The organism is Actinomyces respiraculi, from assembly GCF_014595995.2.
Classification (GTDB): Bacteria; Actinomycetota; Actinomycetes; order Actinomycetales; family Actinomycetaceae; genus Actinomyces; species Actinomyces respiraculi.
The window spans coordinates 2,402,201-2,417,501 of the sequence record NZ_CP063989.1 but is presented as its reverse complement, the minus strand read 5'-3'; the positions used below and the strand labels follow the sequence as shown (position 1 = coordinate 2,417,501).

Genomic DNA, 15,301 nt, shown 5'->3' with positions numbered 1-15,301 from the left:
TCATGACCACCACAGCCGAGCAGCGCCCCGCCACCATGCGCGCCCAGGTCCTCCTGCGCGCCGGGACCGTTGAGATTCAGCGGCGTCCGGTCCCCGTCCCCGACCCGGACCAGGTCCTGGTGAAGATCGAGTCCGTCGGCGTGTGCGGCTCCGACATCCACTACTACCAGCACGGGCGGATCGGTGACTTCGTCGTCGAGAAGCCGATGGTCCTCGGGCACGAGGCCGCCGGCACCATCGTCGCCGTCGGCTCCGACGTTGAGCCGGCTCGCGTGGGACGGCGCGTGTCCATTGAGCCGCAGCGCTCGTGCCGCGTGTGCGAGTTCTGCAAGCGCGGCGAGTACAACCTCTGCCCACACATCGAGTTCTACGCCACCCCGCCCATCGACGGCTGCTTCAGCGAGTACGCCCTCATCCAGGACGATTTCGCCCACGAGATCCCCGACTCCATGTCCTTCGACGCCGGCGCCCTGCTCGAGCCGCTCAGCGTCGCCATCGCCTCGGCCCGCAAGGCCAGGCTCACGGTCGGCACCACGGTCCTCATCGCCGGCGCCGGCCCGATCGGGGTCGTCGTCGCCCAGGTCGCCAGGGCCTACGGAGCCTCGCAGGTCGTCGTCACCGACCCGGTTGAGGCGCGCCGTCGGATGGCGGTCGAGGTCGGCGCCACCGAGGCCCACGCGCCCGGCGCCGCGGAGCTCAACGGCCGGGTCTTCGAGGCCTTCTTCGACGCCACCGGCGTCACCACAGCGGTGGTGGACGGCATCAAGCGAGTCAAGGCCGGGGGCTCGGCCGTCATCATCGGCATGGGCGACGACGACATGCTCCTGCCGGTCTCCTACATCACGAGCCACGAGGTCAACGTCACCGGCATCTTCCGGTACAACAACACCTGGCCCACCGCTATTGAACTGGTGGCCTCAGGCAAGGTGGATCTTGACCGTTTGGCCACCGACCACTACGGCCTCGATGAGGCCGAGACGCCGCTGAGTTGCGGGCCCGCGCCGACGACGCTCAAGTCCATGGTCCACCCGGGCCGCTGAGTGGGTTACCGGCTCCTCGCCCGCCCGCCCGGCCCCGTTGCGTGACCTCAGTGCCCCGCGCCCGCCGTCGGAAAGCGATGCCGTCAGCGGGGGGCGGGCGCCGTCGAGGAGCGTGTGACGAGAGAGGTCTGCATCTCGATGGGGCTGCCGCTCACTCTCCCGCGTCCGAGTGCCCGCACGACGGCGTGCACCGCCTCCGAGCCGATCTCGTGCAGGGGCTGGCGGATGACGGTCAGGCGCGGCGAGCTCATGCGGGCGACCGAGGTGTCGTCGAAGCCGATGACGGACAGGTCCTCGGGCACATGGACGTTGCGCCGACGGGCGGCTTCGAGGACTCCGACGGCGATGACGTCGTTCATGGCGAAGATGGCGGTGGGAGGCTCGGCCAGGTCGAGCAGGGCACCGCCGGCCTCGAGGCCGCTCTCGTAGTCGTAGCGGCCGGGCAGGATGAGGGAGTCGTCGGGCTCGATGTCGGCGGCGGAGCAGGCGTGACGAAAACCGGCGAGGCGCTCGATGGTCGGCAGGGACCGCTGTGGCCCGCAGATGACACCGATGCGTCGGTGCCCCAGCCCGATGAGGTGCTCGGTGGCCTGGACCCCGCCGCGCCAGTTGGTGGCTGCGAGGGTGACGAGGCCCGCTGGTGGCGTGGTGGCGGGGTCGATGGCCAGGATCGGCTGACCCCGCTCGAGGCTGCGCTCGAGAGTCCGGCTGTCGACGGGGGTGGTGACGAGGATGAGGGCGTCGGCGTTCCCGGTGGCCAGCCGGGCGAGAGCGCTGGCGGCCTGCTCGGCACTGTCCTCGTCGTCAAGGACGTCAGCGGCCACCCCCAGGTGGTCGATCTGCAGGATGACGTCCAGGGTGCGCGCGGCGGCGAGCATGCCCGCGAGGAGCTCGCCCGTGTAGGCGTTGTTGATCGTGTCGCAGACGATGGAGACGCGGTGCCGGGTGTGTGGGGTGGGGGCGGTGTCGGGGGAGGGGCTGCTGGTGGCGCCGCTGGAGGCCGATGAGGCCGGGGACGTGTAGCCCAGGCGCGAGGCGGTCGCGTGCACGAGGGCGCGGGTGCGCTTGGAGATGGTGGGGTCATCCCTCAGGGCCTTGGAGACGGTGGGCACGGAGACGCCGACAGCCTCGGCGATGGTGGTCTGCGTGGGCGCGCAGGAGCGCGGACGTGCCATGGGGTGCTCCTTGTGGGGCCGGTGTGGGCACTGAGCGTGCGGGGACGGGTGAGCGTCAGCGGCGTGGCTCTGTGCGCCATCAGTCTGCATTAACTTGCATGAATTTTCGTCGTGCGCTGCGCAATGTGATCCGATCGTGACCGAAAGTCCCGTGTCAACAGATGTTTTACGGTGATACATTTTCAGATATCGAAGAGAACAATGAAAGTTTTCGTCAACCTAGCCGTTCAGCAGTGCCCCCAACGTGTCCGACGCCGTCGTCGAGCACAGGCCCTGTGCAGGGCCGGATCTGAGAGGAACCCCCATGTCCACACTCATGATGTCCCGACGCCACGCCCTCGGTGGAGTCTTCGCCCTCGGCCTTGCCGCCACCCTCGCCGCCTGCGGTGGCTCGCGGCCGGGTGCGGGCGGCCGTGCCAATGCCTGGGCCCTTACCGGTGGTCCCGAGCAGACCTTCCGCGACTCCTTCGATCGGTGGAACGCCGCCCACGCGGACCAGCAGATCGCCACCGAGTACTTCGCCAACGACGCCTACAAGGAGAAGATCCGTACCGCCGTCGGCGCTGGCAACGCCCCTACCCTGCTGTACAACTGGGCGGGCGGCACCCTGCTCGACTACGTCAACAACGGCCAGGTCATCGACCTCACCGAGGTCACGGCCGCCGCGCAGGATCGCATCATCCCGTCCATCCTCGAGGTCGGCAAGGTGGACGGCAAGGTCTACGCCCTGCCGAACAACAACGCCCAGCCCGTGCTCCTCTACTACTCGAAGCCGGTGTTCGAGAAGGTCGGCGCCACAGTCCCGACCACCTGGGACGAGGTCATGGCCCTCATCCCCGTGCTCAAGGAGGCCGGCTACATCCCCTTCGCCGAGGCCGGTGCCTCACAGTGGCCGTACCTCATGTGGATCCAGTACCTCACGGACCGCATCGGCGGCCCCGAGGCCTTCAACGCCGTCGTGGCGGGCGAGGCGGGAGCATGGTCCCACCCGGCCTTCGCCGAGGCCCTGACGAAGATCCAGGACATGGTCAAGGCCGGTGGGCTCGGGGACTCCTACGGCTCCGTCGACGCCGACTCCGGCGCCGACATCGCCCTCATCCACACGGGCAGGGCCGCGATGCTGCTGCAGGGTTCCTGGGTCTACGCCAACTTCCTCAAAGACGCCCCCGACTTCATGGCGGCCGACAGCCTCGGCTACGCCACCTTCCCCGCCGTGACTGGTGGCGCCGGCGACGCCTCCAACATCACGGGCAACCCGGCCAACTACTGGTCCGTCTCCGCCGGGGACGAGGCTGCGCAGAAGATCGTCATCGCCTACCTCAACGAGGAGCTGCACAACGACAGCTATGTCAAGGCCCTTGTCGACGGCGGCACCATCCCGCCGTCGCGCGACGCCGAGGCGGTGATCCGGGCCTCCGAGCACGCCGACTACCTGTCCTTCGGCTACGACCTCGTCAAGAACGCCGGAAACTTCCAGATGTCCTGGGACCAGGCGCTGCCCTCCGCCCAGGCGCAGGAGCTGCTCACCAACCTGTCTCAGGTGTTCCTCCTCCAGCAGACGCCGGAGGAGTTCGTCCAGAAGATGAACGCGGCCCTGGCATGAGCTCGGTCGGCTCCGTCGAGGAGCGCGGGAGGCTGAGCACAGGGCCCAGCCCCTGGATCGCGGCACCCGCGCTGCTCTTCTTCGGCGTGTTCGCCCTCGTCCCCCTCATCGGGGTCTTCGTCCTGTCCTTCATGAGCTGGGACGGCCTGGGCGGCCTCAGCTTCGTCGGCCTGGACAACTGGAAGGCCATGCTGAGCAACGACGTCACCCAGCACGGCATTCTGCTCACGCTCGGGATGACCCTGTTGTGCTGGCTCATCCAGACGCCGATCTCGCTCCTGCTGGGGGTGTTCATGGCGGGCAATGAGCGTTACCGCAACGTCCAGGCCATCCTGTACTTCCTGCCGTTGCTGTTCTCGGCGACGGCGGTCGGCATCGCCTTCAACGCGCTGCTGGACCCGAACTTCGGGATGTCGCGGGCCTTCGGGCTCGACCTGCTCTCGCAGGACTTCCTCGGCAACCCGACACTGGCCTTCTACACGGTGATGTTCGTCATCGCGTGGTGCTTCGTGCCCTTCCACTCACTGCTCTACCAGGGCGCTGCGCGCCAGATCCCCGTCTCCATCAACGAGGCAGCCATGATCGACGGCGCCAACAGGTGGCAGACCTTCTGGCGCATCACCCTGCCGCAGCTGCGCAACACGATCGTCACGTCCTCGACGCTCATGATCGTCGGGTCGCTGACCTACTTCGACCTCATCTTCGTCATGACCGCCGGAGGCCCGGGCAACGCCACCCGTGTGCTCGCCCTCGACATGTACCTCACCGGCTTCCGCTCCTACAACATGGGCGGCGCCGCCGTGCTCGGCGTCCTTCTCGTGGTGGTGGGGCTGACGATCTCCTACCTGCTCAACAAGCTCTCGGGCTCCTCCAAGATGGAGTCGACGATGGAGGGGGCGAACTGATGCTCAAGAAGAAGGGTGGCCGACGTCCCAATGTCCTCGGCGGCCTCCTCGGCTGGCTGTGGCTCCTGGTGGCAGTGGTCCCGATCTACTACATCATCGTCACCTCACTGCGCTCGCAGGCGGACTACTACATCGAGAACCCCCTCGCGCTGCCCAGCAACCCGACGCTGCGCGCCTACATCACAGTTTTCGAGAACAACTTCTGGATGTACTTCGCGAACTCGGTCCTCGTGACCGGCGCGACCGTCGCCGTGGTCCTGGTCATCGCCTTCATGGCCTCGTATGTCATCGTCCGCAGCCGCACCCGGTTCTCGGACCGGATCTTCGCGATGTTCCTGCTGGGCATCGCGATCCCGATCCAGGCGACGATCGTGCCGGTGTACTACCTCATCGTCCAGATGGGTCTGTACGACTCCCTCTGGGCCATCATCCTGCCCTCCATCGCCTTCGCCATCCCGATCTCGGTGCTCATCCTCACGAACTTCCTGCGTGACGTGCCCAGGGAGCTCTTCGAGTCGATGAAGGTCGATGGTGCGACGGACTGGCAGATGCTGTGGCGCCTGGCCGCTCCGCTGTGCAAGCCCGCCCTCGTCACCGTGGGCATCTACGACGCCCTCAACGTGTGGAACGGCTTCCTCTTCCCCCTTATCCTCACCCAGAGCGCCAACAAGCGCGTCCTGCCCCTGTCGCTGTGGAACTTCCAGGGCTCGTTCAGCTCTGACACCCCGGCCATCCTCGCCGCCGTCGTGCTCAGCGCCCTGCCCCTCATCGTCGCCTACACCCTCGGGCGCAGGCAGATGGTCGCGGGCCTGACCGCCGGCGTCGGCAAGTAACCTGAACACCCCCGGGCCCGGCGCGAGACCTCAGGGTCCCGCGAACGCGGCGCCGGGGGCGCTCCTCAGACCTTGAGTCAGGCCTTCAGGGTGTGACGGCCGTGGCCGAGCTCGATCACCTGCTCGGCCCCGGGCAGCCTCACCCGCGCCGTCGCACCCACCGGCACGACGACCTCGAGCGTGAGGCCTTCGTCGTCGGCCCTCCAGGACGAGGCGGCCCAGCCGAACGGCGTGCGGTGCACCGCCTGGGCGCTGCTGAGGCCCGGCCCGGGGTGCGGGGCGACGTCGATGACCCGGTAGGCCGGCTCCGCCGGCGCCAGCCCAGCCACGTCACGCTCGAGCCACGCCGCCACCGCGCCCAGCGCGTAGTGGTTGAAGGAGGTCATGCCGCCGGGGTTGATCGAGCCGTCGGGCAGCATGGAGTCCCAACGCTCCCACGTCGTGGTGGCGCCCATGGTGACGGCGTAGAGCCACGACGGGCACGTGTCCTCCAGGAGCAGGCGGTAGGCGGCCTCGGTGTGGCCCGTGCCCGTGAGCGCGCCCGTGAGCACGGGGGTGCCCGCGAAGCCCGTGCCGACGTGCCCGCCACTGGCATCGACCAGCTCGGCCAGGTGCTCACCGGCCACCCGGCGCCGCTCGGCGTCACCGGCCAGGTCGAAGGCAATGGTCAGTGCGTAAGCGCACTGCGTGTCAGAGGTCAGGTGGCCGGCCCCGTCGGTGTAGCGGGCCCTGAAACCCTCCCCGATGGCGTCGGCCAGCTCGCCGTAGCGCGCGGCGTCGGCCTGCTCGCCCAGGGCGGCCGCCCACTGCGACAGGATGCGGGCACTGCGCGCGTAGAAGGCCGTGGCCACGAGGTTGGGGTCCGTCATGGCGAGCATCGGGTTGTCCGGGGGCGCCGTCGGGTCGAGCCAGTCACCGAGTTGACGCCCGCCCTGGGTCCAGCAGTGGTCCGCATCGGCCAGCGAGGTCACGAGGTCGACCCAGGCGCGGGCCGAGTCGTACTGCTGCTTCAGCAGCCCATGGTCGCCGGTCGCCCGGTACAGCTCCCAGGGCACGACGGTCGCGGCGTCGCCCCACACCGCCCCGGGCATGGGCGGGGTCCAGAAGCCGCCCGGGATCACCGGCACGTACCACGGCACGGTGCCGTGGGCCTCCTGCTCGATCGCGAGGTCCACGAGCCAGGAGGACAGCAGCCCCGTGCACCCGTAGTGGAAGGCGGCCGTCGGCGCGAAGGCCTGGATGTCTCCGGTCCAGCCCAGCCGCTCGTCGCGCTGGGGGCAGTCCGTGGGGATCGACACGAAGTTGTCGCGCATGGACCACCGGGAGTTCTCGTGCAGGCGAGTCACCCGCTCGTCCGAGGCGCTGAAGGCCCCCAGCCGCTCCATCTCGGTGTGCAGGACGACGGCGCGCACCGCCCCCGCCGCGATGGCTGCCGTGGCGGCCTCGACGCCGCCGGGCCAGCCGGTCACGTCCGCGTAGCGGAAGCCGTGGATGGCGAAGACCGGCTCCCACTCCTCAACGCCGTCCCCGGCCAGCGTGTAGGTGTCCGTGGAGGCCGCCTCGCGCAGGGGCCGGGTGCCCAGCCGCCCGCCCTCCAGGACCTCGGCGTGGCGCAGGGCGATGGATTGGCCCGCCTCGCCGCTCACCCGCAGGCGCAGGCGCCCGGAGATGTTCTGGCCGAAGTCGATGAGGACCCGCTCGGGCTCGACCTCGAAGCTGCTGCCACCCAGGTCGAGCACGACGGCAGGCAGGACACTGACCTCGACCGGCTCCAGGACGTCGGTGGTGCGCACGGGCGCGTCTGTGGGCATGACGAGCCGACCGGCGTCGGACGTCCCGACGGCGACGGGCAGCCACCCCGAGTCGTCGAAGCCGGGCCGGGACCAGCCGGGGGTGGCCAGGCGGGCGTCGGTGGTCTCGCCGTCGTAGAGGTCGGAGAAGAGGATCTCCCCGGCGCCACAGCGCCAGGAGGAGTCCGTGGCAACGACGGTGCGGCTGCCGTCGGCGTGGGTGACCTCGATCTGGATGAGGGCTGCGACGTCCTCGCCGTAGAGGTTGCGGTAGCCGCCGTCGAAGCCGATGTGGCCGCGGTACCAGCCGTCGGCGAGCTGGGCTCCGACGGCGTGCGCGCCGGTGCCGTCCGTGGGGGCACCGTCCCCGCCGGAGGTGAGCAGCTCGGTGACGTCGTAGGTGCGGGCGACGATCCTCTCGCCGTAGACCGTCCAGCCGGGCACGAGCTCGTCGGCGCCCACGCGCCGGCCGTCGATCTCGGCGCGGATGAGGCCGTGGGCACTGATGTAGGCGCGGGCGGCCACGACCGGGCAGGAGAGGGAGAACTCGGTGCGCACACGCGGTGGCCGACGGTCGGCCAGCGGGTTCTCGGGCCACGACGGGCCGACCGGTAGCGCCCTCCAGTCCTCGGGCTCAAGCAGGCCGACCTCGTATGCCAACGGCTCGGACCAGCCGGTGGCGCAGGCACCGGGGGCGCCGTCGGGGCTGCTGCCGGGGTCGCCGTCGGCCCTCTCAATGCTGCCGCTGACCCTCACACGCAGGACGACGCGCTCGCGCGAGCGCAGCGGCTCGGCGGGCCAGTCGGCGAGCACGCCGTCGCAGGTGGTCAGGGGCAGGACGACGGGCTCGCCCAGCGCCCTGCCGGCGGCGTCGGTGCGGGTGACCTCGAGCTCGGCGCCGGTGGCCCGCCAGTGCGCCGGGGCGGTGGCGATCTCCCAGGACAGGCGCGGCGTGGCGGTGGCGCCGCCCAGGACGTTGCCGGGCAGGTACTGGTCGATCTTCAGGTGTGTGGGGGCGGCGAGCTCGCCCACCGGGTCGGTGAGCGCGTCGATGGTGATCTCGGGCTCGGGGGTCAGGGGGCGGATGGTCGTGAGGGCGGGCATGGGAGCCTCCGGAGTCGTCTGGTGGAGAGGGGCAGAGGTGGGTCGGGTTCCGGCGTTGGTCACCGGGCCGCGCACGGGGCCGTGCGTCATCACGACGGCGCAGCCGTGCCCGGCTCAGGCCTCCAGCCAGGTGCTGAGGGCCTCGAAGGAGGCGAACATGTCGTCGAAGAGGATGGTGTTGTCGATACGCGTGTACAGGCGCATGGGGCGCGTGTCCTGCGGGTAGCGGTAGGTGCCGTCGGCCGCCAGGGCGACCCGGGGGACGACGTCGTAGGCGCTGGAGGCGGTGTCGGGCTCGAAGGTGGTCTGCAGGCTGGACAGGAGCACGAGCGGCTGGTCGCCGAGCACGTAGGTGGCACCGGCGTGGCCCACGAAGGGGGCGATCATCCGGCGCACGAGGTTGAGCCGGCCGAGCAGGTACTCGCCCAGGGCGCCGGCGCGCCGGCAACCGCGGCGGATGACGGTGAAGGGCACCTGGCTGGAGCGGTAGACATCGCGGGGCATCTGCCACACGCGCACGTCGGTGTCATTGAAGACGTACATGGCGGCAGGCACGTCAATGGCCATGTTGTATTCCAGCACCGTGGCGCCGTCGGGGACCCAGGCCCGTCCGGGGTGCTCCGAGCCGCCGATCCAGATGAGGATCATGCGCTCGGCGATGGCGGGCTCGGCCTTGAGGGCGCGGGCGACCTCGCCCAGCCCGCCGCCGGTGACGACGTACAGGGGGCGTTCGTCGTCGGCCATGGCTTCGTTGACGATGAGGCGGGAGGCGTCGGTGGGCCCGTCATAGGCCGCGAAGCCGCGGTCGTCGCCGTCGTGGACGCCGACGCCGGTCACGCCCATGACGGCCAGCAGCTCTTCGACGTTCTCGCGGCCGGTTGCCACGGAGGCGCCGGTTGAGTTCCAGGCGTTGTCCTCGTTGAGCCGGGAGACGACGACGCCGCGCACCTCAGTGCCCTCGACGAGCAGGTGGTGGGCGAGCTGGAAGAGGTCGTCGGGGTCTCCGGCGAAGTCGTTGTCGACGATGACGCGGGTGCGCGGGCGCGTGCCGGGGATGTGCTCGTCTGGGCCCAGCCAGGGGAAGGAGCCGTAGGCCCAGGTCTTGGGGGCGGTGGGGGCGGTCATGGCGTTCTCCTGGGGTGGGGCGGTGGATGGTGAGCGTGCGGCCCGGCGGTGTAGGGCCCGGGGTGCTTCCAGGGCCGCTGGGGCTCACCGGGTGGGTGGTGCGTGAGGGCGCCCGGCTCCTTGGGAGGACCGGGCGCCCTCGGCCGGCTCGCGGCCGCCCGTCAGGCGGACGGGAGCCGGGTCACTTGATCTTCTTGATCGGGATGATCGCGATGGCGGAGATGAAGACCGCGACGACGGACATGACGAACAGAGCGTTGTAGCCGGCGGTGAGGGCGACGACCTGGCCCGCGACGACCGGGGCGAGCATCTGGCCGATGTTGGTGGCGACGTTGGCGACGCCGAGGTCACGGCCGGCGGCTTCCGGGTCCGGCAGGACGTCGATGAACAGGGCGACGTCAACGGCCATGTACATGCCGTAGGCGGCGGCCATGCCGACGTAGAACACGTAGAAGACCGGCAGTGTCGGGAAGAACAGTGGCAGGGCCATGAGCAGCGCGATGAGCACCGAGGCGCCGATGACGAAGGGCTTGCGCCTGCCGACCTTGTCCGACCAGCGGCCGGCGATGAGCATCATGAACAACTGGCCCGGCAGGGCGGCGGAGGACAGGCCCGCGTAGGTGGTGGCGGCCTCAGAGGCGGTCAGGGCGGGCTGGATGTGCGACTGCAGGATGTACAGCGTGAAGTTCGTGATGCCGGTGTAGCCGAAGAACATGAAGAAGCGGGCGATCCAGGTCCAGCGGAAGTCGTGGTCGCGCAATGGGATGGCGTAGCCCTTGAAGAAGCCGACCCAGTCGAAGGCTTTGACCTCGAGAGCCTCGGAGGAGCGGTCCTTGGCGAAGGTGACGAAGATGAGGGCGCCGATGACGACGCCGACGGCGAAGACGAAGTAGGTGTCCAGTCCGAGGGAGGTGAAGGCGATGCCGGCGACGATGGCGCCGCCGGTGAAGCCGGCCATCATGCCGATGCCGGACAGGCCGGAGACGAGGCCGGTCTTGTCCTGGGGCACACGGTCCGCGACCGTGGTGGACAGGGGCGCCTGCATGATGTTGAGGGAGACCTGGCTGGTGGTCCAGAACAGGGTGAGCAGGGCGATGGAGGTGGAGTAGCGCAGCCCGATCATGAAGATCGCGCCGCCGATGGCGCCGAGGACGATCCACATGGCGCGGCGGCCGAATGTGGAGCGCCAGCGGTCGGAGACGACGCCGATGATCGGCTGGGCGAAGAGGGTGAAGAAGGAGCCGATCGACATCATGAGGGAGATCGACTTGGCGCGGGCGCCCTCGTACTGGGCAAGCAGGTCGAGCAGGTCCTGTTGCTCGGCGGTGGCGGAGGCGGTGCCGGCCTCGATGGCCTGCTTGAGGTTGGTCAGTTCCTGGAGCGCGTTGACGCTCTGGACAGGGGTGTTGGCGAAGTAGTGCTGGAACTCGATGGTTTGAACGGAGCTGGGCAGGAGGATGCCGGCCATCGCCGCGTAGCAGGCGTAGAGGACGATCGAGGAGATGATGAAGGAGACGATGTACTGAACGAAGGGGCGTCCGCCGAGGTACTTCGCGGAGGTACCGGGGCGCGATGGCTCCTCAAACCGGGAGTCGAGGGTGGGGGAGATTGACACAGGGGCTCCTTTGCCGGGTCGTGACCGCTAACCAAACGATCGGTCGATTGAATCCATTCAACGACGAGTTCCCCTCATCTGGCAAGCCCCTCAATGGCACGTGGTGCGCATCACATTCACGAGGCTTGGGTGCCGCAGGCGGGGGCAGTCTCTGCGGGGGCGGGCGGAGGCGTCGAGCCGGGCCTGAGGGGTCGACGGTCGGCGTCGGAGGCTTGACTTCTGGCATGTGAACGTTCACTATTGGTGGGCGCGGACACACTGGAGTGCTCCCGGACCCGCCGCCGAGCCGAGCCCCGGACCCGCCGCACCCCGGTCACCGCACCGCCCGGACCTGCACCGACCCCACCCGCACCCACCATCAAGGAGTGACCCCGTCATGACCACGGCTCTGCCCAGCCCCTTCGCCGGCAAGGAGATCTGGTTCCTCACCGGCTCCCAGGACCTCTACGGCGAGGAGACCCTCGCCCAGGTCGCCGAGCAGTCCCTGCAGGTCGCTGCCTGGCTGGACGAGGCCGAGTCCGTTCCCGTCAGAATCGTGTGGAGGCCCGTCCTCAAGGAGCGCGACTCCATCCGCGCCGCCATGCTCGAGGCCAACGCCAACCCCTCCTGCATCGGTGTCATCGCCTGGATGCACACCTTCTCCCCGGCCAAGATGTGGATCCTGGGCATCGACGCCCTGCGCAAGCCCCTGCTTCAGCTGCACACCCAGTTCTCGGCCGAGCTGCCCTGGGCCACGCTCGACATGGACTACATGAACCTCAACCAGGCGGCCCACGGCGACCGCGAGTTCGGCTACATCCTCAGCCGCCTGGGCCGGCCCCGCAAGATTGTCGTCGGCCACGCCACGCAGGCCGCCACCCAGGCCAAGGTCGCCACCTGGGCTCGCGCCGCCGCCGGCTGGGACGCCCTGCACGACACGCGCCTGGTCCGCTTCGGCGACAACATGCGCAACGTCGCCGTCACCGAGGGCGACAAGACCGAGGCCGAGCTCAGGCTTGGCGTCTCGGTCAACACCTGGAGCGTCAACGACCTCGTCGCCGTCGTCGACGCCGTCAGCGAGGCGGAGATCGACGCCCTCATCGAGGAGTACCTGGACCGCTACGACGTCGTACCCGAGCTGCGGCCCGACGGCGAGCGCCACGAGTCTTTGCGCTACGGCGCCCGGCTCGAGGCCGGCATGCGCCGCTTCCTTGTGGAGCACGACGCCACCGCCTTCACCACCAACTTCGAGGACCTGGGCGCTCTGCGTCAGCTGCCGGGCCTGGCGGTCCAGCGACTCATGGCCGACGGCTACGGCTTCGGCGCCGAGGGCGACTGGAAGACCGCCATCCTCGTGCGCGCCGCGAAGGTCATGGGCCATGGCCTCGCCGGCGGCGCCTCGCTCATGGAGGACTACTGCTACGAGATGACCGAGGGCAAGGAGAAGATCCTCGGAGCCCACATGCTCGAGGTCTGCCCCTCTCTCACCGAGTCCAAGCCGCGTCTGGAGATCCACCCGCTGGGCATCGGCGGCCGTGAGGACCCGGTCCGCCTCGTCTTCGACGCCGACACGGGCCCCGGCATCGTCGTCGCCATGTCCGACATGCGTGAGCGCTTCCGCCTGACCGCCAACGTCGTCAAGGTGGTCGGCCCCGACGCGCCGCTGCCCGCCCTGCCCGTCGCCCGCGCCGTGTGGGAGCCCGCCCCCGACTTCTCCACCTCCACCGAGTGCTGGATGCTCTCGGGCGCCGCCCACCACACGGTGATGTCGACGTCCACGACGCTTCAGACCTGGCAGGACCTGGCCGAGATGGCCCAGATGGAGCTCGCCGTCATTGACGAGGACACGACGACGCGCGGCTTCGCCCAGGAGCGTCGACTCAACCAGGCCTACTACCGCCTCACTCAGGGCGCCTGAGCCCCGGAGGAGGCACGCACGGTCAGGACGGGGGAGACCTCGACCAGCTCGGTGGCCTGCCGCGCGGCACCGGGCCGCGTCGCCGGGTCGAGCACGGGCGCCAGCAGGTCCATGACGGCCGCCGCCGTCGCCTCCGCCGCCACGGACACGCTGGTCAGGGCCGGTGAGGCGTAGCGGGCGGTCTCGGTGTCGCCACGGCCGATGACGGCCACGTCCTCGGGCACGCGCGCGCCCCGGCGCAGGAGGGTCGCGGCCGCCCCGGCGGCCAGCGCGTCGTTGTGGCAGACGACGGCGTCGACCCGGGCCCCCCGGTACAGCAGGCGGCTGACCGCCTCCACCCCACCGCGTAGCCCGTCGACGTCGCCCACGCGCACCAGGGCCTCCTCGGGGACCTCGAGCCCGGCCCCGCACAGGGCCTGCACACAGGCCTCGGTCCAGCGGTCGGCCGGGTCCTGCGCCCCGACGACGGCGACGCGGCGCCTGCCGGTCTCGCGCAGGTGCGCGGCCACGAGCAGGCTCTGGGCGGTGGGTGAGCACATGACTCGGGGCACGCCGGCGGGGCCGACGTCACTGAGCAGCACGACGGCGGGGCTGCGGCCGCCGTCCTCGGGCGTACCGACCAGCAGGCGCGTGTCGGCCTGGGAGGCGGGGTCGACGCCGCGCGGGGCCAGCACGAGGGCGTCGCAGCGGCTGCGCCACGAGCCCGACAGCAGGGCGCGCTCGGCCTCGGCCTCACCCCGGGTGAGCTCCAGGACCACCTGGACGCCACCGGCGGCGTGCATGAGGGCCTCAGCGAGGTGCGCGTGGATGGGCTGCTGGAGGGTCGGCACGGCCAGCGCGATGGCACCGTGGCGCCCCGAGCGCAGGGCGGCGGCCCCGGCGTTGAGCCGGTAGCCGCTGGCGCGCACCGCGGCCAGGACCTTCTCGCGCGTCGCCTGCGAGGCGCCCCCGGCGGCGCGCAGCACATTGGACACGGTCTTGGCGGACACCCCGGCGATCGCGGCGACGTCCTGCATGGTCACCTGCTGGGCCACAGGGCACCACCTCCGATGGTTGAGTCGCGCGCCATGAGGGTGACCCCGGCGACCTCGGTGCGCGGGGCGCGGGACGGGTCCTCGATGCGGGCGACGAGCAGGTCCACCGCGTGCGCGGCGTAGGAGGCCAGGCGAGGCGAGACCGTGGTGAGGGAGGGGAAGGAGTAGCGCGAGGCGTCAAGGTTGTCGAAGCCGGTGACCGCGACGTCGTCGGGCACCGTCACCCCGGCGGCGCGCAGCTCGGCGAGTGCCCCCAGCGCAAGGCCGTCGTTGAAGGCGAGGATCGCGTCGAAGGGCACCGCCTGGTCCAGCAGGCGGCGCGCGCAGCGGGCGCCGTCGGGGCGGCGCCACTCGGCGGAGGGCACGAGCAGGCGCTCGTCGAGGGTGAGGTCGTGGGCTGTGAGCGCGTCGCGCAGCGCGGCCGTGCGCCGTCGGGCGGCGGCGTGGGCTCGCACACCGGGCTCCGGCAGGCCGATGACCGCCAGGCGCTCGCGGCCCAGGGCGAGCAGGTGCTCCAGGGCGAGGGTGATGCCGCGCTCGTTGTCCATCGTCACCCGGTCGACAGCGTCGTGGTCGTACTCGCCGATGACAACGAGGGGGCGGCGGGCGGCCTCGGCGCTCAGGTGGGCGGCGCTGAGCCCCTGCCAGTACAGGATGGTGCCGTCGAGGCCGGGGTTGCGCTCGAGGAAGTCCGCCTCGCCCTGACCCTGCTCGCCGGTGACGCCCAGCACGAGGCCCAGGTCGTGGCTGCGGGCAGCCTGGGCGATGCGGTCCGCGATCTCGGCGAAGAAGGGCTGGCCGAGCTCGGGGACGGCCAGGCCGATGACCTGCGAGCGGCCGGTACGCAGGGAGCGGGCGGCGGGATCGGGGGCGTAGCCGGTCTCGCGCACCGCCTCGAGGACACGCTCGCGAGTGGTGGGGGAGACCCCGGGTTCATCGTTGACCACCCGGGAGACCGTCTTGGTCGACACTCCTGCACGTGTGGCGACGTCGTTGATCGTGGCGGGCATGTGGGCAGTCTAGGTGCAGCCCCACGTGTGTGCTACCCATCACATTCAACGAGGACATTGCTGGTGGGTGACTGATATGTGTTGCAGTACCTAGCAAAGTGGAGGAATTGACGCTTCTGAGAAAGTCAGGGTGTTGACAACGATGAACTAACGGGGTGACGATGATGTCG

11 protein-coding genes are annotated in these 15,301 nt (G+C 70.2%); 5 read left to right on the top strand and 6 right to left on the bottom strand.

The features are described 5' to 3' along the window. The first annotated feature begins 2 nt into the window (after positions 1-2). Positions 3-1,040 carry an NAD(P)-dependent alcohol dehydrogenase gene (locus ID810_RS10085; RefSeq protein ID WP_166858005.1) on the top strand — a complete coding sequence of 346 codons (1,038 nt, stop codon included), beginning with the start codon at positions 3-5 and terminating at the stop codon, positions 1,038-1,040. Positions 1,041-1,123: 83 nt separating this feature from the next. Here the strand turns inward: ID810_RS10085 and ID810_RS10080 are convergent, their stop codons facing one another. Beyond that, entirely contained in the window at positions 1,124-2,215 is a 1,092-nt protein-coding gene (locus tag ID810_RS10080; RefSeq protein WP_166858003.1) for a LacI family DNA-binding transcriptional regulator, read from the bottom strand. Positions 2,216-2,519: 304 nt separating this feature from the next. On the opposite strand from ID810_RS10080, the gene ID810_RS10075 reads away from it, so the two are divergent. From ID810_RS10075 to ID810_RS10065, 3 genes are read left to right on the top strand one after another with little or no spacing between them, the layout of a single operon-like run. Continuing rightward, positions 2,520-3,818 (top strand): extracellular solute-binding protein, encoded by a 1,299-nt coding sequence (locus ID810_RS10075; RefSeq protein WP_166858001.1) that lies wholly within the window; start codon positions 2,520-2,522, stop codon positions 3,816-3,818. Beyond that, complete coding sequence (locus ID810_RS10070) at positions 3,815-4,723, top strand: carbohydrate ABC transporter permease (protein WP_166857999.1); 909 nt, start codon at positions 3,815-3,817, stop codon at positions 4,721-4,723. Before ID810_RS10075 ends, ID810_RS10070 begins: the two co-directional genes overlap by 4 nt. Beyond that, positions 4,723-5,556 carry a carbohydrate ABC transporter permease gene (locus tag ID810_RS10065; protein WP_166857997.1) on the top strand — a complete coding sequence of 278 codons (834 nt, stop codon included), beginning with the start codon at positions 4,723-4,725 and terminating at the stop codon, positions 5,554-5,556. Before ID810_RS10070 ends, ID810_RS10065 begins: the two co-directional genes overlap by 1 nt. 77 nt (positions 5,557-5,633) lie before the next feature. Here the strand turns inward: ID810_RS10065 and ID810_RS10060 are convergent, their stop codons facing one another. The 3 genes from ID810_RS10060 to ID810_RS10050 form a co-directional block, all read right to left on the bottom strand. After that, complete coding sequence (locus ID810_RS10060) at positions 5,634-8,450, bottom strand: alpha-L-rhamnosidase (protein WP_166857995.1); 2,817 nt, start codon at positions 8,448-8,450, stop codon at positions 5,634-5,636. A 114-nt stretch (positions 8,451-8,564) separates the two neighbouring features. Next, positions 8,565-9,575 carry a nucleoside hydrolase gene (locus ID810_RS10055; RefSeq protein WP_166857993.1) on the bottom strand — a complete coding sequence of 337 codons (1,011 nt, stop codon included), beginning with the start codon at positions 9,573-9,575 and terminating at the stop codon, positions 8,565-8,567. A 181-nt stretch (positions 9,576-9,756) separates the two neighbouring features. After that, entirely contained in the window at positions 9,757-11,190 is a 1,434-nt protein-coding gene (locus ID810_RS10050) for an MFS transporter (protein ID WP_166857991.1), read from the bottom strand. A 376-nt stretch (positions 11,191-11,566) separates the two neighbouring features. Between ID810_RS10050 and araA the strand changes: the two genes are divergently transcribed. After that, on the top strand, positions 11,567-13,087 hold the full coding sequence (gene araA, locus ID810_RS10045) for an L-arabinose isomerase (protein WP_188232624.1): 1,521 nt from the start codon (positions 11,567-11,569) through the stop codon (positions 13,085-13,087). Here the strand turns inward: araA and ID810_RS10040 are convergent. Next, a complete protein-coding gene (locus ID810_RS10040; RefSeq protein WP_166857989.1) occupies positions 13,075-14,121 on the bottom strand; it encodes a LacI family DNA-binding transcriptional regulator in 1,047 nt (348 codons plus the stop codon). The two genes, araA and ID810_RS10040, sit on opposite strands and share 13 nt — an antisense overlap. Next, positions 14,106-15,131 (bottom strand): LacI family DNA-binding transcriptional regulator, encoded by a 1,026-nt coding sequence (locus tag ID810_RS10035; RefSeq protein ID WP_166857988.1) that lies wholly within the window; start codon positions 15,129-15,131, stop codon positions 14,106-14,108. Before ID810_RS10035 ends, ID810_RS10040 begins: the two co-directional genes overlap by 16 nt. Positions 15,132-15,301: the final 170 nt, after the last annotated feature.